The organism is Sphingomonas sp., from assembly GCF_051962185.1.
Taxonomy (GTDB): Bacteria; Pseudomonadota; Alphaproteobacteria; order Sphingomonadales; family Sphingomonadaceae; genus Sphingomonas.
The window spans coordinates 1-20,320 of the sequence record NZ_JBQCCN010000310.1 but is presented as its reverse complement, the minus strand read 5'-3'; the positions used below and the strand labels follow the sequence as shown (position 1 = coordinate 20,320).

Here is a 20,320-nt window from a genome sequence, read left to right as displayed (position 1 = left end):
GGCCCGCTCCCCCACCCGATCACCCATAGAATATCCTGATTGGGCGGTCGGGTGGGGGAGCGGGCCGGTGCCGCGAAACGCGCCGCCAGCACGTTTTCAAACGGACTCCTAGCATCTTGCCCGCGCGGCAACCGCTCGCCTAAACGCGCGCCATGCTTACGCTCTACGGCATCCCCAATTGCGACACGGTCAAGAAGGCCAGAACCTGGCTCGACGGCCGTGGCGTCGCTTATGGCTTTCACGACTACAAGAAAGCCGGAATCGACGAGACCTCGCTGCGGCGATGGACCGATGCGCTTGGCTGGGAAATCGTGCTCAATCGTGCCGGCACGACCTTTCGCGGTCTGCCCGACGCCGACAAGGCCGACCTCACGCAAGACAAGGCGATCGCGCTGATGCTGGCGCAGCCGTCGATGATCAAACGCCCGATCGTCGAGGGGGACGGGAAACTGGTCGCGGGGTTCAAGCCCAATGCCTGGGAAGCAGGCGGCATCGGCTAGACCCTAGGCTTGTCAGGCGGCCCGTCAGGGCGCAGTCTCCTCGCCATCTGAACAGGGGAGGGGATGATGGCCGTTACGACGAAGCCGCCGGTCTGGTTCTGGATCGTGGCGATCCTGCTCGTGCTGTGGAACGCGATCGGCTGCTATTTCTGCGTCGAGCAATTCCGGCTGGGCGCGGCATCGGCGATGTGGGAACAGGATCCCTATCATCAGGCGCTCTATCAGTCGCTGCCGGCCTGGTACAATTACGTCTATGCGGTTGGGACGTTCGGCGGGCTGCTCGGCGGGCTGGCGCTGCTGCTCCGCGAACGCCGCGCAATCATCCTGTTCTGGATCTCGCTGATCGCGGTGATCGTGCAGTTCGGCTACACCTTCGCCATGACCGACCTGATCGCGCACGAAGGCGCCGCCAAGGTCGTCCCGTTCCCGGTGTTCATCGCGACCGTCGCGCTGGTCGCGATCTGGTTTTCGGGAATGGCCGCGAAGAAGGGCTGGATCGGGCGCTGACGGGTACAGGGGAGGGCATCAGCCCTCCCATTGAAACACTTCGTCCAGCGGCTTGTCGAACACCTGCGCGATGCGGAACGCGGCTTCGAGCGTGGGCGAATATTTGCCCGCCTCGATCGCCGCCACGGTCTGCCGCGTCATGCCGATCCGCTCGCCGAGCTCGGCTTGGGTCATCTCGCCGGCCATGAAGCGCAGCAGGCGGATCTGATTGACCACCCGGCCGGGAAGGGGCTTAGCCATGCCAGCCCCTCCTGTAGCTCTGGAGGATGAGCACGTAGCGAACCGCTTCCGCCAACACGATCGCCAGCAGCGCCGTGTTGACGATCTTTGGCGCCGGATCGCTGAACGGCATGACGACGCCGACAAGGATCGTGCCCGCCAACAACACGAAATATCCGATATTGCCGCCGCGTCGGGCGATCGCCCGGTCGCGTTCGTCGGGCTGAGCGCGGCCTTCGGGGCCGCTCGCCATCGCCAGCACGATATGGCCGACGATGACGACGATCGCCTGGATCGACGCGACGATGCCGAAGGTCCAGACAATGTCGAGCAGCCGCGGCCCGACATGCCCCGACAGCACCAGCGAGAAATAGACGGTATAAGCGACGATCATGCAGCCGAGCGTCAGCCAGGCGATCTTTTCGCGATAGGCCATGGTCATGCTCCCCGTCGATAGCCGACGATCTGCGCGCCGTAATGGACGATCTCGGCGATCACGATCGCGGCCATGATCTCATAAGTCATACCCTGCGCATCCACGCCCAGGTACAGGCTAGCGGCGATACAGACGATCAGGCTGAGCAGCACCGGATAAGCGAGTGCGTAAGCGCCGTGCGACACCGCCCTGTCGCGTTCGTCGCGCGGCGCACCGGCGTCGCTCGGCGACAGGATGGCGGTGACGACCGATCCCGCGATGACCAGGATGGTCTGCACCACCACCGCCGCGAAGAACCCGCCGAATTGCCCCGGCGGCGGCAAATGCCGCGCACTCGTCAGCAGAAAGCCGAAATAGGTGCCCCACACGATGACCGTCGTGGTCACCGACAGCCAGGCGATCTTTTCCCTGAATGACATTGTTGACCTCATGTTCGAATCGATAGTCTTAATGTTATGTAGAACTAACATAGAGTCAAGAGTGACCAACTTCCGCGATGGTCGGCGCTGGCGATGGGATGCGGAACTGGCTAGGGAGCGCGCCATGTCCACCACCTTCACCATCGACACCTCGACCAGCCGCGCGCACCCGACGCCGGCGCCGATGAAGCGGCTGACCGTGCCGGCGATCCAGCGCCGCAAGTTCGAGGGGAAGACCGCCGAGCCGCTGGTCATGCTGACCGCCTACACGGTCCGCATGGCGCAGTTGCTCGACCCGCATTGCGACCTGCTGCTGGTCGGCGATTCGCTTGGGCAAGTGGTCTATGGGCTGCCTTCGACGCTGCCGGTCACGCTCGACATGATGTGCGCGCATGGCGCGGCGGTGGTGCGCGGCAGCTACCACGCGGTGGTGGTGGTCGACATGCCGTTCGGCAGCTACGAGGCCGCGCCCGAACAGGCCTTCGCCAGTGCGAGCCGCATCCTGGCGGAGACCGGATGCGCCGCGGTCAAGCTCGAAGGAGGGACGGCAATGGCGCCGACCATCCGCTTCCTGACCGAGCGCGGCGTGCCGGTGATGGCGCATATCGGCCTGACCCCTCAGGCGATCAACACGCTCGGCGGCTATGGCGCGCGCGGGCGCAGCCAGGAGGAAGAGGCGCGGATCAAGGGCGACGCCCAGGCGGTCGCCGCCGCCGGCGCCTTTTCGGTGGTGGTCGAGGGCGTGGTCGAGCCGATCGCGCGATCGCTCGCCGAAACGACCGATATCCCGGTGATCGGGATCGGCGCCTCGGCTGCCTGCGACGGCCAGGTGCTGGTCGCGGAGGACATGCTCGGCCTGTTCGAGCGCACGCCGCGTTTCGTGAAGAAGTTCGACGACATGGCGGGACGCATCACCGACGCCGTCGGCCGCTATGCCGAGGAAGTGCGCAATCGCACCTTCCCGGGGATCGAGCAGACCTATCTTCCCAAGACCTGATCCGCGTTGCTTTCGAGGGCCACGGCGCTAAGGGGCCGTGGCGGATCACGGCCATTGCGAGAGCCGGACTCGGTCCCTAAGGTCCGCCGACTTATTTTGCCCCCAATTGGAGCCTACCCCCTTGGCCGTGACGCCGAACACCGATGAAGCCTTCCTGCGCGAGGTCGATGAAGAACTCCGTCGCGATCAGATCGTCGACGTATGGAGGAATTATGGCCGACTGATCGTCGGCGCGGTCGTCGCCGGGCTGCTGATCTTCGCCGGTGTGCTCGGCTGGCGCGCGTGGAGCCACAGCGCGTCCGAAAAGCACGCGATCGAATTGCAGCAAGCTTATGACGCGATCGCCAGCGGCAACGCGCAGGCGGCCAAGGCGCCGGTGGACAAGCTGGCGAACGACAGCACGCCTGGCTATCGCGCGATCGCCAAATTGCTCCAGGCCAACGAGCTGATCGCCGCGGGCAAGGATAAGCAGGCCGCGGCGAAATTCGCGGAAGTCGCCGGCGATACGTCGGTTGGCCAGCCGATTCGCGACCTCGCGACGATCCGCCAGACCCAAGCCGAATTCGATACGCTGGCGCCGCAAGCGGTCATCGATCGGCTGAAGCCGCTCGCCACCAGCGATTCGGCATGGCTGGGCAGCGCCGGCGAAATGGTCGCGATGGCCGACATCAAGCTGAAGCGCACCGCCGAAGCGCGCGCCATGTTCAAATTGATCGCCGAGAGCGACAAGGTCCCCGACAGCATCCGTCAACGCGCGGTTCAGGCGACCGAGGCTCTGGATCCCGGCACGAACGTTCAGAAGGGCAAGTAAGCAGCATGACGACCAAGTGGAGGATGCCGATTGCGCTGGTGGCGCTGACTGCGCTCGGCGCCTGCGGCGTGTTGAAGGGCGGTAGCAAGAAGACGCCGGTGCTCGGCGACCGCGTGCCGATCCTCGTGTCCGAAAGCGATGCCAAGGTCGATCCGGCGATCTCGGGGCTCGACGTCCTGTTGCCGGCTCCCGCCGCCAACGCTGATTGGGCGCAGTCCGGCGGCAATGCCGAAAAGAACATGGGCCATCTGGCGTTGGCCGCGAACGTGAGCAGATTGTGGACCGTCGACATTCCCGCCGGCTCGAACCGCGAGCGGCTGGCGGCGGCGCCGGTGATCGGCGACGGCAAGATGTTCGTGGTGGACGTCGATGGCGCGCTCCATGCGTTCGACGCCAATTCGGGTGCGGCGTTGTGGACCGTGCCGGTTGCCAAGGAAGAAAAGAGCAAGGCGGCGCGCTTCGGCGGCGGCGCGAGCTACGACAACGGTCGCGTTTACGCGACCTCCGGCCTGGGCGACGTGGTCGCGTTCGATGCCAAGACCGGTGCCGAGATCTGGCGCGCCAAGCCGGGGCCGCCGCTGCGCGGCGCGCCGACCATCGCCGGCGACCAGCTCTACACGCTCAGCCAGGACAACCAGCTGTTCGCGCTGTCGCTCGCCAACGGGCAGCAGATATGGTCCGCGTCGGGCAGCCTCGAATCGCAAGGCGTGTTCGGCGTCGCCGCCCCCGCGGTCGCGCATCTGACCGTGGTCGCCGGCTTCTCGTCGGGCGAACTCAACGCCTATCGCGCCGAAAACGGCCGTGCTCTGTGGGGCGACGCGCTGTCGCGCACCAGCATCTCGACCTCGGTGTCGAGCCTGGCCGATATCGACGCCGATCCGGTCATCGATGAAAGCAACGTCTATGCTTTGGGGCAGGGCGGCCGCCTGGTGGCGGTCAACCTCGCCAGCGGCCAGCGCCTGTGGGAACAGAATTTCGCCGGCATCTCGACGCCATGGCTTGCCGGCGAATGGCTGTTCGTCGTGACCGACGAGAGCAAGCTCTATTGCCTGCAGCGTTCGACCGGCAAGATCCGCTGGATCAGCCAGTTGCGCGCCTTCAAGGTCGAGAAGAAGAAAAAGAAGAAGGACCCGCTGACCTGGTACGGCCCGGTGCTCGCCGGCAACCGTTTGGTGCTGGTCAACTCGCTGGGCGACCTCGTCTTCGCCTCGCCGAGCGACGGCAGCATCGGCCAGACCATCCCGGGCAAGGACGGGTTCAACCTGGGCCCGGTCGTCGCCAACAACACGCTCTACGTGCTCGACGAGCGCGGGCGGATCAGCGCCTACCGGTAAGGATTAAGGGCGGGGTGACGCGGGGCGTCGCCCCGTCTACACCCCGTTCATGCCTTTACCCACCGTCGCCATCATCGGCCGCCCCAATGTCGGCAAGTCGACAGTGTTCAACCGGCTCGTCGGCAAGAAGCTTGCCCTGGTCGACGACCAGCCCGGCGTGACCCGCGACCGGCGGGAAGGCGACGCGCATCTGCTGGGGCTCGATTTCCGGGTGATCGACACCGCGGGGTATGAGGATCTCGACGCTGCCACGCTTCCCGGCCGCATGCGTCAGCAGACCGAGGCGGCGGTGACGCAGGCCGATGTCGCCTTGTTCCTGATCGACGCGCGCGCCGGAATCGTCCCGCTGGACGAGGAAATCGCGCGCTGGCTGCGCGGTTCGACCACGCCGGTGATCCTGGTCGCCAACAAGGCGGAAGGGCGTGCCGGTGAAGCGGGGGTGATCGAATCGCTCGCCTTGGGCTTCGGCGACCCCGTGCAATTGTCGGCCGAGCATGGCGAGGGCATCGCCGATCTGTTCGAAGCGCTCGTTCCCTTCGTGCCCGAGCCCGAGGAGTTCGAGGAGGAGGACGAAGACGACCGCCCCGACGCGCCGCTCAAGCTCGCGATCGTCGGACGACCCAACGCCGGCAAGTCGACATTGATCAACCGCATGCTGGGCGAAGATCGCCTGATCACCGGTCCCGAGGCCGGCATCACGCGCGATTCGATTGCGATCGACTGGACTTGGCAGGACCCGCGCAACGGCCCGCGCGCGGTGCGCCTGATCGACACCGCCGGCATGCGCAAGCGCGCCAAGGTTCAGGAGAAACTGGAAAAGCTGTCGGTCGCCGACGCCTTGCGCGCGGTCGATTTCGCCGAAGTGGTGGTGCTGTTGCTCGACGCCACCCTGGGGCTCGAGGCGCAGGACCTCAGGATCGCCGATCGCGTGCTGCAGGAAGGGCGCGCGCTGGTCATCGCGCTCAACAAATGGGATATCGCGGAGAACGCCTCGTCGCTGTTCAACGGCGTCAAGAAGGCGCTCGAGGACGGCCTCAGCCAGGTCAAGGGCGTCATCGTCATCACCGTGTCGGCGGCGACCGGCAAGGGCATCGATCAATTGCTCGGCGCGGCGTTCGAGACCCGCGAGGCGTGGTCGAAGCGCGTGCCGACCGGCGAGCTCAATCGCTGGTTCGAGCGCGCGGTCGAGGCCAACCCGCCGCCCGCGCCGGGCGGCAAGCGGATCAAGATGCGCTACGTCACCCAGGTCAAGACGCGGCCGCCCAGCTTCGTCATTTTCGGGACGCGCGTCGATCAATTGCCGGCGAGCTACGAACGATATCTGGTCAATTCGATGCGGCGCGAACTCGGCTTCGGCGCGGTCCCGGTGCGGCTCAGTCTGCGCGCGCCCAAGAACCCGTTCGATCAGAAATGAACCGAATTTAGCGAAAGGAACGTGGCGCCAAGGGCTTATCGGCGCCTGAGACGAAAATGCATCAACCGGTCGTTTACCTGGCGCGGCTACATCGGTCGTATCGGACCTGCGGGGGATTCCGATACGGGTGGAGGCAAGGGTGACGATCGAGAACGGGCAACTTGTGGACTGGACCGCGTTTCAGGCCGCGCGCAGCGAGCTTGGCGCCGGCTTCGTCCGCATTCTCGGCTATTTCAAGGAAGATGGGGTCAAGTCGGTCGCCGCGATCGAGGACGCGATGCGCGCGGGCAATGCCGCCGCGATCGTATTGCCGGCCCACACGCTGAAAGGCGAATCGCGCCAGTTCGGCGCCGAACCGCTCGCCGCGATCGCCGAGGCGATCGAGCATATCGGCCGCCAGTGCGTCGAGACGCGCGACGTGCCCGATCAGGCGCTCGAACATGTCGTCAAGTTGCGCCCCACGTTCGAGGCGACGCTGTCGATGCTCGAGCGCGAGGCCAATCCGCTGGTGGAGCGCCGTCCGGCGTTCGGCCGCCGGGCCTGATTTCGGCGCTGCTTTAGTCCATCGATTTCCAGCACTACCGCGTCACTGCGGCCTCGTGCCGGGATTTGCCGTGCAGCCAGGTCATGGCCAAGACCTTCGGACCGCATCACGCGCGGCCAGGCGGATCCCGGCACAAGGTCGGGATGACGGTTGGAACGAACCAGCGCGCAGTCCTTCAGCCTTCACTGTCTTCCGCCGATTTCGCATTGAGCTGGATATAATTCTCCAGCCCCATCCGCTCGATCATGTCGAACTGGCGCTCCAGCGTGTCGACATGCTCCTCCTCGCTGTCCAGGATGCGGCGGAACAGATCGCGACTGACATAGTCGCGCACTTTTTCGCAATGCTCGATCGCGTCACGCAGCAGCGGCAGCGCCTCCATCTCGAGCTCGAGGTCGGCCTTGAGCACTTCCTGTACCGTCTCGCCGATGCGCAGGCGGCCGAGCAGCTGGAAATTGGGTAGTCCGTCGAGGAACAGGATGCGCTCCGACAGCCAGTCGGCATGCTTCATCTCGTCGATCGATTCGTGGCGCTCGAACTCGGCCAGTTTCTGCACGCCCCAATGGTCGAGCAGGCGATAATGCAGCCAATATTGGTTGATCGCGGTCAACTCGTTCTTGAGTGCCGAGTTGAGGAAATCGATGACCTGCGGATCGCCCTTCATGGTGCTGCCCTTCGTTGTTCTCCGGGAACGGCTATAGCCCGCTCGAACAGCGCAAGACAGTCTAAAAAATGGCTGATTTCTGCGGTTTCTTCGACTTGCGAACGTTACGCAGCAGCGCGCTCGTCATCGATAATGGATCGCGCGAACGGGACGCACTGGCCGCACTTCGGCTGGCGGCCGAGCGCGCGATAGGCCTGGCACGCCGTCATCGATCCGTTGCGCGCGGCTTCGCGCACTTCGCGTTCGCGGATCGCATTGCAGACGCAGACCATCATGAGACCGATTATTCCCTCGCGCTCGTTACAGTCGAGTTAGCGATAGTGAGATCGATTCGCAATACTATTGCGAGACATTTGCAACTGCGGCGCGACGGCGGAAGGGCTGCGGGCGACCGCGCGCGGCACTACGCCACAGCCATTCGAACGGACCATAGACGAATCGATCGAGCCATGGCTTTGACCACGCGAGCATCAATACCCACAGACCGGCGACGACGATCAGGCACTGCCAGCGCTGCAGATGGCCGTACCAGCCGAGGCCATAGCCATTGAAGATCAGGGTGCAGACGATCGACGTGCCGAGATAGTTGGAAAACGCCATCCGCCCGGTGGCGGCGAAGCGGTCGGCCAGCCACGATAATCGGTCCGATTGCACGAACAGGATGACGAGCGCGGCATAGCCCAGGCTGAGCCAGGGGCGGAGCAACGTCAGTTGGATCGCCTCGGTCGAGATCATCGTCAGTTGCGACCAGCGCGTGGCGTCGAGCCAGTCGACCAGCGGCACGTAACAGAGCCACAAGAGCGGCACGCCGGCGGCCGCTGTCCAATAGGCCCGTCTCGACCAGGCACCGGAAAAGAAGCCCCAGCGAAACAACGCCATCCCGATCAGCATCAACGCGAAGGTGTCGATGAAAGCGATGCGATTGATCACGGTCTGGACGAAGATCGTCTCGGGCAACCTGACCTTGAACGCATCGGCGTACGATCCGCGATAGCCGGACAGCAGATTGGGAATATTCTCGCGATGCGGGTCGGCTTCGCGCTCGAATGTCCGCCAATCGGTCCGTTGCGCGGCATCCGCCTTCCCCGTGGCGACCGCGATCCGCAGGCTTTCGATCTGCCGATAGGCTGACAGCCCGTCGACCAGCTTGAACGCGAGCAACAGCATCCCGATCGTCATCAGCAGTCGCGGACGGACGCGCCAGCCGAGAAAGGCGATCATCCCGACGAGCGCGTACAGCACCAGGATGTCGCCCGACCAGATCAGGTAAGCGTGAACCATACCGAACGCGACCAGCGTCGCCATCCGGGCATAATGCACGACCGCCGGCCGCTGTCCGCTCGCCAGCGCGCGATCCGCGATCAGGATCGTCGAGGCGCCGAACATCATCGTGAACAAGCCACGAAACTTGGCGTCGCCGATCACATAGGCGATCGCCCATTCCCACCAATTCGCGCCCATCGCGCCGCCGTAGTAGCTCGGATCGATCTCGGCATAGCCGGGCATGGCGAAGTCGATGATGTTGAGCAGCAGGATGCTCATCACTGCGACCCCGCGCACCGCGTCGAGCGTGCGCAGTCGGCCCGGCTCGGCAACAGTCGCGTTCGACGCGATTTCGGTCACCGCCGCGCGAACCAGGCGATCGGAATGCCGACCAGGACGATATGGCTGAAGAATTGCTCGGCAAGGCCGAGCGCGGTGAATGGATGCCAGCCGAAGCGCAGGGGCAGGACGATCAGGTTCATGACTGCCCACAGGCCGATGCCATAGGCAATGCCGGCGACCAGCCAGCGCGTCTTGAGCACCGGCATCCGATTGGCGATCAGGATGAAGAATGCCGCCATCACCGCCATGATCGCGAAATGGAGACCCAGCCCGAGCAGGGCGAACCAGCCGCTTCCGGTCACCGCGTGCTTGCCGGCGATCGCGCTCGCCAGCCCCTTGAGCATCATCAGCGGCCTATGCCCGGCGATCAGCGTGTAGACGCACGCCGACAGGATATCGAGCGTGCCGGCGACCAATGTCGCCCGGACGATCCTGCGGCCCGTGCTTCCCATGTTCCCCCTTATCCTAGCCGCGCAAGTCGCGCCGGATCACCAGCTTCAACCCTGACCAGATCGCGTCGATCGCGCAGACCTTGATGTCGACCAAGCCGGTCGGCAACGCGACCTCGCGAATGGAGTCCTCGGTGATATCGGTCGGCATTTTCGACGCTTTCTTGGGCCAGGACACCCAAATCTGCCCCGCCGGCGCGATGGAGGCGCGGAGTTCGTCGATCAAGCGCTCGAGCTCGACGCGCTCGGTGACGAAGATGTGCGCGGCCTCGATTCCGGGTTCGGGCGTGTCGACCAGGATCAGGCCGATCGCTGCGGGATCGATCTCGGCGCGCACGCTCTCGGGCATCGCGTGAAACCAGGCGCGTATCCCGGACGCCAGGTTCAGCTTCTTCGCCAGCGGCGTACCCGAATAGCCCGCCGACGGCGCCGCGGCGGACGATGGCGGAGGAGCGGTCGGTGCCATGGACACCGACGCTATCACCATTGCGCCGCCAGGACAGCCGTCAGGCGATCGTGTCGCCCATCAATTGCGGGAAAAAACCTTCGTGCGCGGCGCGCAGGTCGGCCAGGCTGACGCACCAATCGCCTTCGTCGAGCTCGAAGATCAGGCGATCCTTGATCGTCCGCCCGATCGGGTCGGCGGGCACGTCGGCCGCCGCGGCGTCGGCCAGGAATTCTGCCAACGCCTCGTCGGGGACGGTGACGACGTACAATCCCTGGTCCTCGCCGAAGAACGATCCCGCGACGCCGAACGGCTGCGCCTCGTTGATCATCGCCCCGATCCCGCCGGCCAGCGCCATTTCCGCCAGCGCCACCGCCAGACCGCCGTCGGCGACGTCATGACAGGCGCTGATCAGCCCGCGCTCGATCGCCGAGCGGACGAACTCGCCGGTACGGCGTTCGGCCTTGAGGTCGACCGGGGGCGGAGGACCATCCTCCCGGCCATGGACTTCGCGCAGCCAGATCGACTGGCCGAGATGCCCGCCGCGTTCGCCGACCGCCAGGATCGCGTCGCCGGTGCGCTTGAACGCGATCGTCGCGCTCTTGGTGTAATCGTCGAGCAGGCCGACACCGCCGATCGCCGGGGTGGGCAGGATCGCCGAGCCGCTGCCGTCGTCATTCTTGGTCTCGTTGTAGAGCGAGACGTTGCCGCTCACGATCGGGAAGTCGAGCGCGGCGCAGGCTTCGGCCATGCCCTCGATACAGCCGACGAACTGGCCCATGATCTCGGGCCGCTGCGGGTTGCCGAAATTCATGCAGTCGGTGGTCGCGAGCGGTGTCGCGCCGACCGCGCAGATGTTGCGCCAAGCTTCCGCGATCGCCTGCTTTCCGCCCTCGAACGGGTCGGCCAGGCAATAACGCGGCGTGCAATCGGTGGTGATCGCGAGGCCCTTGTCGGTGCCATGGACACGGACCACCGCGGCATCGCCGCCGGGGCGCTGGACGGTATCGGCGCCGACCATGTGGTCATATTGCTCCCAGATCCAGCGGCGGCTGGCGATGTCGGGAGAGGCCATCAGCTTGAGCAGGTCGCCGGTCCGGTCGGTCGATTCGGGCACGTCGGCTAGGTCGGCGGGGGCGGGCGTGCGGACGAACGGCCGATCGTAAGCCGGGGCCTCGTCGGCGAGCGGCCCGAGCGGGATGTCGCAGACGGTCTCGCCGTTGAAGGTCAGCACCATCCGGCCGGAGTCGGTCACCGTGCCGATCACTGCGAAATCGAGCTGCCACTTGCGGAAGATCGCTTCCGCCTCGGCCTCGCGGCCCGGCTTCAATACCATGAGCATCCGCTCCTGGCTCTCCGACAGCATCATCTCATAGGGCGTCATGCCCGTTTCGCGGCACGGCACCGCGTTCATGTCGAGCTCGATCCCGACGCCGCCCTTCGACGCCATCTCGACCGAAGACGAGGTCAGGCCCGCCGCACCCATGTCCTGGATCGCTACGATCGCGTCCGAGGCCATCAGTTCGAGGCAGGCCTCGATCAGCAATTTCTCGGTGAACGGGTCGCCGACCTGCACCGTCGGGCGCTTCTCTTCTGAATCCTCGGAGAAATCGGCCGACGCCATGGTAGCGCCATGGATGCCGTCGCGGCCGGTCTTGGAGCCGACATAGACGATTGGATTACCGATGCCGGAGGCGGCCGAATAGAAGATCTTGGCGGTTTCGGCGACGCCGACGGTCATCGCGTTGACCAGGATGTTGCCGTCATAGGCGGCATGGAAATTGACCTCGCCGCCGACCGTCGGGACACCGACGCAATTGCCATAGCCGCCGATGCCATGGACCACGCCGGCGATCAGGTGGCGCATTTTGGGATGGTCGGGCCGCCCGAAGCGCAGCGCGTTCAGATTGGCGACCGGCCGCGCGCCCATCGTGAAGACGTCGCGCAGGATGCCGCCGACCCCGGTCGCCGCGCCCTGATAGGGTTCGATGTACGACGGGTGGTTGTGGCTCTCCATCTTGAAGATCGCCGCCTGGCCGTCGCCGATGTCGATCACGCCGGCGTTCTCGCCCGGCCCGCAGATCACCCACGGTGCCTTGGTCGGCAGCTTTTTCAAATGGATACGCGACGATTTGTACGAACAATGTTCGGACCACATGACCGAGAAGATGCCCAATTCGGTCAGGTTCGGTTCGCGCCCCATTGCGTGCAGGACGCGCTCGTATTCCTCGGGCGACAGGCCGTGCTCGGCGACGATTTCAGGGGTGATTCCGGTCATGCCGCACGCCCTTAGCGGCCCTCGTCGCGTCCGTCACCCTGCAGGCCGTTTCGGAACCGCCGATATGTAACGATCGTTGTGCGGACCGTTCCAAGACAGAGGAGGTAGTATGCGTTATCCACTCATCTTGGCGTGCGTTTCGGGGGCAGCGCTCGTCATCGCGCCGCCAGCGTTCGGGCAGGGGAAGAAGGACCGGGCAGAGGCCGCCGTCGCCGCGGCGCAAGCCAAGGTCGATGCCGCAAGCAAGGTCGGCGCCGCCGGGGAAGTCCCGCGGCTGCTGGCCCAAGCGCAGGCGATGCTGCGCACCGCTCAGGAGGACCTGGCGCACGACAGCAAGGTCAAGGCCATCGAAGACGCCAATCATGCCTCGATGCTCGCCGATCAGGCGCTGGGCGAAGCTCAGCGCGCGAAGCTGGCGCGCGCGCGCGACGACAGAAATGCGGCCAATGCCGCCGCGGCCGATGCCGCGCGCTCGGCCGCCGATGCCAATGCCCGCGCCGCCGCGGCGGAAGCCGACGCCAATGCCGCGCGCAATGCGCCGCCGCCGCCACCGGTGATCATCGCCGCGCCGCCGGCACCGCCGCCGCCCGCGCCCGCGCCGACCAGCACGACCGTGACCACGGAGACGGTCGCCCCGGCAGCGCCGACCAAGGTAGTCAATGTCGCTCCGCGCAAACGCGTCGTGGTGAAGCGTCGCGTCGCTGCGAAGCGGCATGTCGTCGTCCGAAAGGCGGCCCCCGCCACGGTCAAGACCAAGACGACGGTCACGACGAAGTCAGAGTGACGGCGAAGAGGGCGCGGCGTCGGTGCCGCGCCCCAGTCGTCGCGACTCAGGACTCCAGATCGCCCTTTTGATTGCGCAATCGGCGAGCCGACAGGCCGGTCTCGGCATTGTCGGCATTGATGTCATTCAGCTTTTTCCATTCGGCCTTGGTCAGGCAGAAGCGCTTGCCCATGATCGAACCGGTCGGTGTGATCGTGCGGCAGATCTTCTTCTCGGTGTCGGGCGCTGGCGTCGTCCCGGACGGGCTCCTATCCTGCGCCGCCGCGGCAACGCTCGCGCAGAGCGCACCCGCCAACACGGTCGACAGTCCGATCGTTCTCATCGTTTTCCCCCATCCAAATCATCGCTGATCGCGATCCTATAGCTCCCGACCGCAGTCTGCCGATATATTCTAGCTGGCGAAACCGGCTTTGATCACCCCGATCATAGGATTTCGCGCACGTTCTCGGGGGGACGCCCCAGCCGCACCCCTTTGGGTGTTTCGACCAGCGGCCGCTCGATCAGGATCGGGTCGGCGGCCATCGCGTCGAGGATCGCATCATCGTCGGCGTCCTTTAGCGCCTTCGCACCATCCTCGCTCTTGCGCAGGCCTTCACGCGGTGTGAGCCCCGCGGCGGCATAGAGAGCGGCGAGTTCGTCGCGCGAGGGGGGCGTCTTGAGATAGTCGACCACGGTCACCTCGACTCCCGGCGCGTCCTGCAGGATTGCCAGCGTCTCGCGCGATTTCGAGCAGCGCGGGTTATGCCAGATCGTCGCCTTCAATTCGTCTTCTCCTTGAGGAAATCCACATCGGTGCGCTCGGGACCGATCGCCGTCCAAGCCACCAGTACGACTGCGGTGATCCCGGCGACCAGGGCAAGCGCGAAGCCGTAATTGCCGCCATGACTTTCAGCGATCCGCGCCTGGATCGGGAGATTGGGCGACGCGATCAGGTTGCCGAGCTGATAGGCGACCCCGGGAAACATCCCGCGGACCAGCGAGGGCGACAGTTCGTTGAGATGCACCGGTACGATGCCCCAGGCCCCTTGCACCGCGACCTGAATCAGGAAAGCGCCGAGGCCGAGCATCAGTGGCGTCGAGCTGAGCGCCCAGAGCGGGATGATCGGTAGCGCGAGCAGGCTGGCGATAATGATCGCGCGCTTGCGGCCGATCCGCTCCGACCAGATGCCGAATCCGATCCCGCCGACGATCGCGCCGGCGTTTCCGACCATCGCGAGCAGTCCCGTCAGATGGGTGTCGAACTTGTGCTGTTCCTTGAGGAAGGTGGGATAGATGTCCTGCGTGCCGTGGCTGAAGAAGTTGAACGCCGCCATCAGCACCACGAGGTACAGAGCGATCTTCCAGTTCTTGAGCAGTTCGGCGAACGGATTGGCCGGCCGCTCGCCGCGCCGCTTCTCGAAGGCGGGGCTTTCGTCGACATGCATCCGGATCAGGAAGACCAGGATCGCCGGTGCGATGCCGACCATGAACATGCCGCGCCAGCCGATCGCGTCGAACAGCAGGAAATAGATCAGGCTGGCGAGGAAATAGCCGGTCGGATAGCCCGATTGGAGCAGGCCGGAGACGGGGCCGCGCAATTTGATCGGGACCGATTCCATCACCAAGCTCGCGCCGACTCCCCATTCGCCGCCCATGCAGAAGCCGAACATCGTCCGGATCACGAACAGGCTGGCCAGCGACCAGGCGAAGGCCGACGCCAGCGAAAAGGCCGAGAACAACAGGATGACGATCATCATGATCGGCCGCCGTCCGAACCGGTCGGCCAGCCAACCGAAGGCGAAGGCGCCGAACGGGCGCGCGGCCAATGTCAGAAAGGTCGCCTCCGACACCGTCTTGATGTCGGTGCCAAATTCCTTCGCGATCGCCGACAGCATGAAGACCAACAGGAAGTAATCGAACGCGTCGAGCGTCCAGCCGAGATAGCTCGCCCAGATCGAATGGACTTGGCTGCGATTCAGTCCCTTGAGTTCGGTGACCAGCGACATCCGGCTCTCCCCTGTGCCGGGCAGGGGCTACGCGAAACCGGGCGTCCATACCAGCCGTCAGCGCGCGACGCCGGCACCAAAGCGGTAGACGAGTTGCCCGCCTTGCCACGCGCCGGCGATCAACGCGACGAAGCCGGCGAACCCGCACAGAGCAGGGCCCAGGATCGACCCGGTCCCCGGCGCCAGACCGTGGCTGCGCCACACGAACGCCACCGCGTAGAGCAGCCAGGCCAGCCCCATCAGCGCCATGTGCCGCTGCGCGACCGGCAACAACTCGTCGTCGAGTTCGGCATAGTCGAGCAGACCCGCGGTCATGGTGACCAGTGCCACCGCGCCGCCGCCGCCGATCGCCAGCCAGGCGATCGACCGCGCGCCTTCGATTCCGCCCAGGGTCAGTGCGTCTGCCAGGCTCCCGGCCGCCCACAGCGCGATCGGGAAATGCACCAGCATGGGGTGAAGCGGGTGACCGAACAGACGCATCGACCGGTCAGACCAGCTCGAACGCGGTCCCGGCGAGCAGCAGGAACCCGATCACCGCGACACCGGCATGGATGACGACGACCGCCTTCGGCCCGGGCTGCTTGCGCAGGTGGAACGAAGCGAGGAGGAACCCACCAAGCGCCGCGACCACCAGGATGGCGAGCGCGATCGGTGCCATGCCCTTGGCGCCGTGCACAACGGCGAGCAGTACCAGGACCAACCCGGTCGCGCCGAGGGCCGCGTGGATCAACGACAGGGCCCAGGGCGCGAACAGCCCGCGCAACACCGACGCGGCCATGATCAATCCGCCAACCGCCGCGATGGCGAAGACGATAACGGCATAAACCAGCATGACATCTCTCCCCTAGGTTTCAGCCCATTGGATGGGATGGGGAGACAAAGGTTCCCGTAAATTCCTCAGCGGTCGGGCAGGGGGGCTTCGCTGTCGAGCCGGTCGATCACCGTGGCGGTGATCCGCGCGCAAGCGCTGCCCAGGAACGAGAACGCCTCCGCGATCGTCGCGCGCAACCGGTCGTCGAGCGCGGCGCGCATCAGCCGGCGCGCGCGGTGCAGCCGCGTCTTGACCGTGGCCTCGGCGATATCGAGCGCGGCGGCGGTCTCGGCGGTGTCGCAGCCATGGACGTCGCGCAGGATGAAGGTCAGCCGGAACGGCTCGGGCAGGTCGTCGATCGCTGACTCGATCATCCGGCGCAGATGAATCGTCTCGGCTGCCGCCTCGGGGGTCGGCACGCCGGGCGGCAGCGGAAAGGCGATGATCGCCGCGCCCGATCGCTGTGCCTGCTCGATCGCGTCGATCTCGACCGTCGGCCGGCGCGCCCGCAGCCGCCCGCGTGCCTCGTTGACGACGATCCGGGTCAGCCAGGTCATGACATCGGCATCGCCGCGGAACCCGGCGATCGCACGGAAAGCACGCAAATAGCTTTCCTGCAGCACGTCTTCCGCTTCGGCTTCATCGCGGACGATGCTGCGCGCGACGCGAAACAATTGCTGGTTGCCCCGTGTCATGATCGCGCGGAACGCGTCGTGATCGCCGGCCCGGGCGCGGTCGATCAGCCCGATTTCATCGCGGACCGGTGAAGAACGAAGGAGGGTCATCGTTCCATTGGATGCAATCGCCCGGAAAAAGGTTCCCGCTCAGGCACGGCGCAGCGTCCGGTTGCGCGCCGTCCGCCACGCCAGCAGCGCGAGGATTGCATAAGCGAACAGCCCCAGCCAGCCGGTCGAAACCGGCGCGGGACCTGCCTCTGTCGGTTGCGGCGTCGTCCAGTTGATCGCCTGGAGCACCGCCATGCCCAGCGCCAGCAGCCATGGCGACCATTTGCCCGCCGGCCCGGTCGCGCGCGTCCGGCTGACGAAGAACCACAGCCCGCCGAACGCGAAGGCGAGTTCGAGCGGTATCTCGATCCATGGGTGATTCCACAGGCCCAGCCCGAGTTTCGGCGGGCTCCCCGCGAGGGTCAGGTCGGGGCGATGCACCAGCAGGTCGATCAGCCAGTGCGACACCACCACCGCGCCGCCGATCGCGCCCGCGGTCCATGATCCGCGCAACAGCCGGACGACGATCGCGAACAGCACAGCCCAACCGATCGCGCCGGCCAGGCTGTGGGTCCAGGGCATGTCGTACAGGTCCATGCCGTTCATCACGGTGGCGCCGGGCAGCATCCGCATTTTCTCGACGCCCAGGATCAGAAAGCTGAAGAAGGCGATGTCGACGAGCTGTGCGGCGACGAACAGGGCGCCCAGCTTTGGCGATTTGGCCGACGTCGCGGCAGCGAATGCCGGCGCATAGTGACCGATGAACATGAAGCGCCTCCCGCTATCTAAAGCCCTCTCCCGTTTACGGGAGAGGGTTGGGTGAGGGTCTCCTTTCTGCTTCCAAGCGGCTCTCGCCCAAAAGAAGAAAGAAGCCCCCCACTCTCCCATCGCTCCGCGACGGGCCCCCCCTCTTCCGCAAGCGGGAGAGGGTTTTCGCCCTCCGTCACTCCGTCTTGCCCGCTTTCCAATCTGCGATCGCGCTGCTGTACTGGCTCGATCCCTTGAGCCGCGCCATGTAGGTGATCGGTCGTTTCGACGCGAACGGGATGAAGTCGAAATTGCTCAGCGACCCGCGCGCGCCGCAATAGCCGCGGCAGCTGCCCTCGCCGTCGTCGAGCAACAGGCTCTTGCCCTTGGCCGATATCGTCAATCGGCACGTCGGGCCGCCGTCGTACATCGGCTGTTTCTCGGTATAGACGAACTTGTCGCCGACCGCCTTGGCGATGCCGGTGATGCCGCAGCTATGGCCATTGTAGAACGCGAGGTCGGCGCGGAAATAGGCATGCGTCGCATCGACCGGTACGATCTCGACGACATCGTCGGACCAGAATTTCGAGCCGTCGACCATCCCATTCTGGAAATGCTTCGAATAGCGCCCGGCGAGCGAATTGACCGGGGAGGCGGGTGCCGCGGCGATCGCCGCCAGTCCGAGCAGGATGATCGCTTTCCGCACCACGCCCCTCCACTCTATCGGGTCAGGCCCCTTGCCTATCCAACCATTCTTCGAGCCATTTGATCGTGTACTGGCCCTGCTGGAATTCCGGATCGTCGAGCAATGCCTGGTGGAGCGGGATGGTGGTCTTCATCCCCTCGATCACGAATTCCTCGAGCGCGCGGCGGAGACGCCGGAGCGCGCCCTGGCGGGTCGTGCCGTAGACGATCAGCTTGGCGATCATCGAATCGTAATAAGGCGGCACGCGATAGCCGGCATAGAGCCCGCTATCGACGCGGACGTTCATCCCGCCCGGCGCATGATATTGCTTCACCAGCCCCGGCGACGGCGCGAAGGTGCGCGGGTCCTCGGCATTGATGCGGCATTCGATCGCATGGCCGCGGAACTGCACGTCCTGCTGGCGCAGCGTCAGCGGATGCCCTTCGGCGATGCGGATCTGTTCGCGGACGAGGTCGAGGCCGGTGATCGCCTCGGTCACCGGATGTTCGACCTGGAGCCGGGTATTCATCTCGATGAAGTAGAACTCGCCGTCTTCCCACAGGAATTCGATCGTGCCGGCGCCGCGATAGCCCATCTCGGCCATCGCCTTGGCGACGATCCCGCCCATCCGCTCGCGCTCTTCGGGCGTGATGATCGGGGAGGGGGCCTCTTCCAGCACCTTCTGGTGGCGGCGCTGTAGCGAGCAGTCGCGTTCGCCGAGATGGATGGCATTGCCGTTGCCGTCGCCGAACACCTGGAACTCGATGTGGCGCGGATTGCCGAGATACTTTTCCAGATAGACGGTGGCGTCGCCGAACGCAGCCTTGGCTTCGCTGCCCGCCTGCTGCATCTGGGTTTCGAGCTCTTCGGGCGAATTGACGACCTTCATGCCGCGCCCGCCGCCGCCCGACGCGGCTTTGATGATCACCGGATAGCCCGCCGCCTCGGCGATCTTCTTGGCCTCGGCGATATCGCTGATCGCGCCGTCCGAGCCGGGAACCAGGGGCAAGCCGAGCGCGCCGGCGGTGCGCTTGGCCTCGATCTTGTCGCCCATCGTCCGGATGTGCTCGGGCTTGGGCCCGACGAAGATGATGCCGTGCGCCTCGACGATCTCGGCGAAACGGGCATTCTCCGACAGGAAGCCATAGCCCGGATGGATCGCATCGGCATGGCTGATCTCGGCCGCCGAGATGATGTTCGGGATATTGAGATACGATTCGGTCGCCGGCGGCGGCCCGATGCAGATCGCCTCGTCGGCCAGCCGCACGTGCATCGCGTCGGCATCGGCGGTCGAATGGACCGCGACCGTCTTGATCCCCATTTCATGACACGCGCGGTGGATACGCAGCGCGATCTCGCCGCGATTGGCGATCAGCAGTTTCTTGATTTCGGGCATGCCCGCCTGGCTTACTCGACCACGACCAACGGCTGGTCGAACTCGACCGGCTGGCCGTTCTCGATCAGGATCGCCGACACCGTGCCACCAATGGGCGCCGTGATCGGGTTCATCACTTTCATCGCCTCGATGATCACCAGCGTTTCCCCGGCAGCGACCTTTTGTCCGACCGCGATGAACGGCTTCGCTTCGGGGTTCGCCGCCAGATAGACGGTGCCGACCATCGGCGACTTGACCGCGTTGGCGGTGTTGGCGGCGGGCGCGGGATCGGCGGCGGCCGGTGAGCTCGGCGCGGCCGCGGCAGGTGCCGCGCTCGCTGCCGGCGCGGCATAGCTGACCGGCGCCGCGGCAACGGCATGCACTTCGCGCGCGACGCGGATGCGGCGGTCGTTGTCCTCGACCTCGATCTCGGTCAGGTTGCTTTCGTCCAGCAAAGCCGCGAGCTGGCGCACCAGCTCGACATCGACTCGCATGCCCCCATTGGTCTGATCGTCTGCCCTTCGACCCGTCGTCTGCCCCCTGGCGGGCGACTTCAAAGGCGCGCCCGGTGGCGGCGGCGGGCGGC

General features: G+C 65.6%; 27 protein-coding genes. 8 read left to right on the top strand and 19 right to left on the bottom strand.

Annotation, left to right across the window (positions count from 1 at the left end; genetic code table 11):
• Nucleotides 1-152 precede the first annotated feature (152 nt).
• Both ACTHJR_RS18970 and ACTHJR_RS18965 read left to right on the top strand, forming a co-directional pair.
• Nucleotides 153-500: an arsenate reductase gene (locus tag ACTHJR_RS18970; RefSeq protein ID WP_440524988.1), complete on the top strand. Its 348-nt coding sequence runs from the start codon at nt 153-155 to the stop codon at nt 498-500.
• Between the two features lie 66 nt (nt 501-566).
• Nucleotides 567-1,007 carry a hypothetical protein gene (locus tag ACTHJR_RS18965; RefSeq protein WP_440524987.1) on the top strand — a complete coding sequence of 147 codons (441 nt, stop codon included), beginning with the start codon at nt 567-569 and terminating at the stop codon, nt 1,005-1,007.
• Nucleotides 1,008-1,025: 18 nt separating this feature from the next.
• Here the strand turns inward: ACTHJR_RS18965 and ACTHJR_RS18960 are convergent, their stop codons facing one another.
• The 3 genes from ACTHJR_RS18960 to ACTHJR_RS18950 are packed head-to-tail and all read right to left on the bottom strand — an operon-like array spanning nt 1,026 to nt 2,081.
• On the bottom strand, nt 1,026-1,247 hold the full coding sequence (locus tag ACTHJR_RS18960; protein ID WP_440524986.1) for a helix-turn-helix transcriptional regulator: 222 nt from the start codon (nt 1,245-1,247) through the stop codon (nt 1,026-1,028).
• Nucleotides 1,240-1,662: a hypothetical protein gene (locus ACTHJR_RS18955; RefSeq protein WP_440524985.1), complete on the bottom strand. Its 423-nt coding sequence runs from the start codon at nt 1,660-1,662 to the stop codon at nt 1,240-1,242. The genes ACTHJR_RS18960 and ACTHJR_RS18955 overlap by 8 nt, the downstream gene beginning before the upstream one ends.
• A 2-nt stretch (nt 1,663-1,664) precedes the next feature.
• Nucleotides 1,665-2,081, bottom strand: a complete 417-nt coding sequence (locus ACTHJR_RS18950; RefSeq protein WP_440524984.1) for a hypothetical protein — start codon at nt 2,079-2,081, stop codon at nt 1,665-1,667.
• A 124-nt stretch (nt 2,082-2,205) separates the two neighbouring features.
• Between ACTHJR_RS18950 and panB the strand changes: the two genes are divergently transcribed.
• The 5 genes from panB (at nt 2,206) to ACTHJR_RS18925 (ending at nt 7,181) form a co-directional block, all read left to right on the top strand.
• Nucleotides 2,206-3,078, top strand: coding sequence for a 3-methyl-2-oxobutanoate hydroxymethyltransferase (gene panB / locus ACTHJR_RS18945; RefSeq protein ID WP_440524983.1), 873 nt, complete (start codon nt 2,206-2,208; stop codon nt 3,076-3,078).
• Between the two features lie 127 nt (nt 3,079-3,205).
• A complete protein-coding gene (locus ACTHJR_RS18940) occupies nt 3,206-3,889 on the top strand; it encodes a tetratricopeptide repeat protein (RefSeq protein ID WP_440524982.1) in 684 nt (227 codons plus the stop codon).
• Nucleotides 3,890-3,894: 5 nt separating this feature from the next.
• Entirely contained in the window at nt 3,895-5,223 is a 1,329-nt protein-coding gene (locus tag ACTHJR_RS18935; RefSeq protein ID WP_440524981.1) for an outer membrane protein assembly factor BamB family protein, read from the top strand.
• A gap of 49 nt (nt 5,224-5,272) precedes the next feature.
• A complete protein-coding gene (gene der / locus ACTHJR_RS18930) occupies nt 5,273-6,637 on the top strand; it encodes a ribosome biogenesis GTPase Der (RefSeq protein WP_440524980.1) in 1,365 nt (454 codons plus the stop codon).
• A 139-nt stretch (nt 6,638-6,776) separates the two neighbouring features.
• The gene (locus ACTHJR_RS18925) at nt 6,777-7,181 is read left to right on the top strand and encodes an Hpt domain-containing protein (protein WP_440524979.1); all 405 of its coding nucleotides are present in this window, start codon (nt 6,777-6,779) and stop codon (nt 7,179-7,181) included.
• Between the two features lie 175 nt (nt 7,182-7,356).
• Here ACTHJR_RS18925 and bfr read toward each other — a convergent pair whose 3' ends face one another.
• From bfr to purL, 6 genes are all read right to left on the bottom strand, one after another.
• Nucleotides 7,357-7,845, bottom strand: coding sequence for a bacterioferritin (bfr, locus tag ACTHJR_RS18920; RefSeq protein WP_440524978.1), 489 nt, complete (start codon nt 7,843-7,845; stop codon nt 7,357-7,359).
• A 104-nt stretch (nt 7,846-7,949) separates the two neighbouring features.
• Nucleotides 7,950-8,120: a (2Fe-2S)-binding protein gene (locus ACTHJR_RS18915; RefSeq protein ID WP_440524977.1), complete on the bottom strand. Its 171-nt coding sequence runs from the start codon at nt 8,118-8,120 to the stop codon at nt 7,950-7,952.
• A gap of 64 nt (nt 8,121-8,184) precedes the next feature.
• A complete protein-coding gene (locus ACTHJR_RS18910) occupies nt 8,185-9,468 on the bottom strand; it encodes a DUF418 domain-containing protein (protein WP_440524976.1) in 1,284 nt (427 codons plus the stop codon).
• Entirely contained in the window at nt 9,465-9,902 is a 438-nt protein-coding gene (locus ACTHJR_RS18905; protein WP_440524975.1) for a hypothetical protein, read from the bottom strand. The genes ACTHJR_RS18910 and ACTHJR_RS18905 overlap by 4 nt, the downstream gene beginning before the upstream one ends.
• A 13-nt stretch (nt 9,903-9,915) precedes the next feature.
• Nucleotides 9,916-10,365 (bottom strand): hypothetical protein, encoded by a 450-nt coding sequence (locus tag ACTHJR_RS18900; protein WP_440524974.1) that lies wholly within the window; start codon nt 10,363-10,365, stop codon nt 9,916-9,918.
• Between the two features lie 40 nt (nt 10,366-10,405).
• Nucleotides 10,406-12,622, bottom strand: coding sequence for a phosphoribosylformylglycinamidine synthase subunit PurL (purL, locus tag ACTHJR_RS18895; RefSeq protein ID WP_440524973.1), 2,217 nt, complete (start codon nt 12,620-12,622; stop codon nt 10,406-10,408).
• Between the two features lie 109 nt (nt 12,623-12,731).
• On the opposite strand from purL, the gene ACTHJR_RS18890 reads away from it, so the two are divergent.
• Nucleotides 12,732-13,406: a hypothetical protein gene (locus ACTHJR_RS18890; protein WP_440524972.1), complete on the top strand. Its 675-nt coding sequence runs from the start codon at nt 12,732-12,734 to the stop codon at nt 13,404-13,406.
• Nucleotides 13,407-13,452: 46 nt separating this feature from the next.
• Here ACTHJR_RS18890 and ACTHJR_RS18885 read toward each other — a convergent pair whose 3' ends face one another.
• The 10 genes from ACTHJR_RS18885 to accB form a co-directional block, all read right to left on the bottom strand.
• Complete coding sequence (locus ACTHJR_RS18885; protein ID WP_440524971.1) at nt 13,453-13,728, bottom strand: hypothetical protein; 276 nt, start codon at nt 13,726-13,728, stop codon at nt 13,453-13,455.
• 101 nt (nt 13,729-13,829) lie between these two features.
• Entirely contained in the window at nt 13,830-14,168 is a 339-nt protein-coding gene (gene arsC, locus ACTHJR_RS18880; protein WP_440524970.1) for an arsenate reductase (glutaredoxin), read from the bottom strand.
• The gene (locus tag ACTHJR_RS18875; RefSeq protein ID WP_440524969.1) at nt 14,165-15,391 is read right to left on the bottom strand and encodes an MFS transporter; all 1,227 of its coding nucleotides are present in this window, start codon (nt 15,389-15,391) and stop codon (nt 14,165-14,167) included. Before ACTHJR_RS18875 ends, arsC begins: the two co-directional genes overlap by 4 nt.
• Before the next feature lie 57 nt (nt 15,392-15,448).
• Entirely contained in the window at nt 15,449-15,871 is a 423-nt protein-coding gene (locus ACTHJR_RS18870) for a DUF2231 domain-containing protein (protein WP_440524968.1), read from the bottom strand.
• A gap of 7 nt (nt 15,872-15,878) precedes the next feature.
• A complete protein-coding gene (locus ACTHJR_RS18865; RefSeq protein WP_440524967.1) occupies nt 15,879-16,223 on the bottom strand; it encodes a hypothetical protein in 345 nt (114 codons plus the stop codon).
• A 65-nt stretch (nt 16,224-16,288) separates the two neighbouring features.
• Entirely contained in the window at nt 16,289-16,987 is a 699-nt protein-coding gene (locus ACTHJR_RS18860) for an RNA polymerase sigma factor (protein ID WP_440524966.1), read from the bottom strand.
• 39 nt (nt 16,988-17,026) lie between these two features.
• Nucleotides 17,027-17,695 (bottom strand): hypothetical protein, encoded by a 669-nt coding sequence (locus ACTHJR_RS18855; RefSeq protein ID WP_440524965.1) that lies wholly within the window; start codon nt 17,693-17,695, stop codon nt 17,027-17,029.
• 175 nt (nt 17,696-17,870) lie between these two features.
• The gene (locus ACTHJR_RS18850) at nt 17,871-18,380 is read right to left on the bottom strand and encodes a hypothetical protein (protein ID WP_440524964.1); all 510 of its coding nucleotides are present in this window, start codon (nt 18,378-18,380) and stop codon (nt 17,871-17,873) included.
• Between the two features lie 22 nt (nt 18,381-18,402).
• Nucleotides 18,403-19,755, bottom strand: a complete 1,353-nt coding sequence (accC, locus tag ACTHJR_RS18845; RefSeq protein ID WP_440524963.1) for an acetyl-CoA carboxylase biotin carboxylase subunit — start codon at nt 19,753-19,755, stop codon at nt 18,403-18,405.
• 11 nt (nt 19,756-19,766) lie between these two features.
• Nucleotides 19,767-20,228: an acetyl-CoA carboxylase biotin carboxyl carrier protein gene (gene accB / locus ACTHJR_RS18840; RefSeq protein ID WP_440524962.1), complete on the bottom strand. Its 462-nt coding sequence runs from the start codon at nt 20,226-20,228 to the stop codon at nt 19,767-19,769.
• Nucleotides 20,229-20,320: the final 92 nt, after the last annotated feature.

Excerpts from the sequence above, each read along its gene's own strand:
- ACTHJR_RS18970 (WP_440524988.1), top strand. The coding sequence starts at position 153 with ATGCTTACGCTCTACGGCATCCCCAATTGCGACACGGTCAAGAAGGCC.
- ACTHJR_RS18965 (WP_440524987.1), top strand. The coding sequence starts at position 567 with ATGGCCGTTACGACGAAGCCGCCGGTCTGGTTCTGGATCGTGGCGATC.
- ACTHJR_RS18960 (WP_440524986.1), bottom strand. The coding sequence starts at position 1,247 with ATGGCTAAGCCCCTTCCCGGCCGGGTGGTCAATCAGATCCGCCTGCTG.
- ACTHJR_RS18955 (WP_440524985.1), bottom strand. The coding sequence starts at position 1,662 with ATGGCCTATCGCGAAAAGATCGCCTGGCTGACGCTCGGCTGCATGATC.
- ACTHJR_RS18950 (WP_440524984.1), bottom strand. The coding sequence starts at position 2,081 with ATGTCATTCAGGGAAAAGATCGCCTGGCTGTCGGTGACCACGACGGTC.
- panB (WP_440524983.1), top strand. The coding sequence starts at position 2,206 with ATGTCCACCACCTTCACCATCGACACCTCGACCAGCCGCGCGCACCCG.
- ACTHJR_RS18935 (WP_440524981.1), top strand. The coding sequence starts at position 3,895 with ATGACGACCAAGTGGAGGATGCCGATTGCGCTGGTGGCGCTGACTGCG.
- der (WP_440524980.1), top strand. The coding sequence starts at position 5,273 with ATGCCTTTACCCACCGTCGCCATCATCGGCCGCCCCAATGTCGGCAAG.
- bfr (WP_440524978.1), bottom strand. The coding sequence starts at position 7,845 with ATGAAGGGCGATCCGCAGGTCATCGATTTCCTCAACTCGGCACTCAAG.
- ACTHJR_RS18915 (WP_440524977.1), bottom strand. The coding sequence starts at position 8,120 with ATGATGGTCTGCGTCTGCAATGCGATCCGCGAACGCGAAGTGCGCGAA.
- ACTHJR_RS18905 (WP_440524975.1), bottom strand. The coding sequence starts at position 9,902 with ATGGGAAGCACGGGCCGCAGGATCGTCCGGGCGACATTGGTCGCCGGC.
- ACTHJR_RS18900 (WP_440524974.1), bottom strand. The coding sequence starts at position 10,365 with ATGGCACCGACCGCTCCTCCGCCATCGTCCGCCGCGGCGCCGTCGGCG.
- purL (WP_440524973.1), bottom strand. The coding sequence starts at position 12,622 with ATGACCGGAATCACCCCTGAAATCGTCGCCGAGCACGGCCTGTCGCCC.
- ACTHJR_RS18890 (WP_440524972.1), top strand. The coding sequence starts at position 12,732 with ATGCGTTATCCACTCATCTTGGCGTGCGTTTCGGGGGCAGCGCTCGTC.
- ACTHJR_RS18885 (WP_440524971.1), bottom strand. The coding sequence starts at position 13,728 with ATGAGAACGATCGGACTGTCGACCGTGTTGGCGGGTGCGCTCTGCGCG.
- ACTHJR_RS18875 (WP_440524969.1), bottom strand. The coding sequence starts at position 15,391 with ATGTCGCTGGTCACCGAACTCAAGGGACTGAATCGCAGCCAAGTCCAT.
- ACTHJR_RS18870 (WP_440524968.1), bottom strand. The coding sequence starts at position 15,871 with ATGCGTCTGTTCGGTCACCCGCTTCACCCCATGCTGGTGCATTTCCCG.
- ACTHJR_RS18865 (WP_440524967.1), bottom strand. The coding sequence starts at position 16,223 with ATGCTGGTTTATGCCGTTATCGTCTTCGCCATCGCGGCGGTTGGCGGA.
- ACTHJR_RS18860 (WP_440524966.1), bottom strand. The coding sequence starts at position 16,987 with ATGACCCTCCTTCGTTCTTCACCGGTCCGCGATGAAATCGGGCTGATC.
- ACTHJR_RS18855 (WP_440524965.1), bottom strand. The coding sequence starts at position 17,695 with ATGTTCATCGGTCACTATGCGCCGGCATTCGCTGCCGCGACGTCGGCC.
- accC (WP_440524963.1), bottom strand. The coding sequence starts at position 19,755 with ATGCCCGAAATCAAGAAACTGCTGATCGCCAATCGCGGCGAGATCGCG.
- accB (WP_440524962.1), bottom strand. The coding sequence starts at position 20,228 with ATGCGAGTCGATGTCGAGCTGGTGCGCCAGCTCGCGGCTTTGCTGGAC.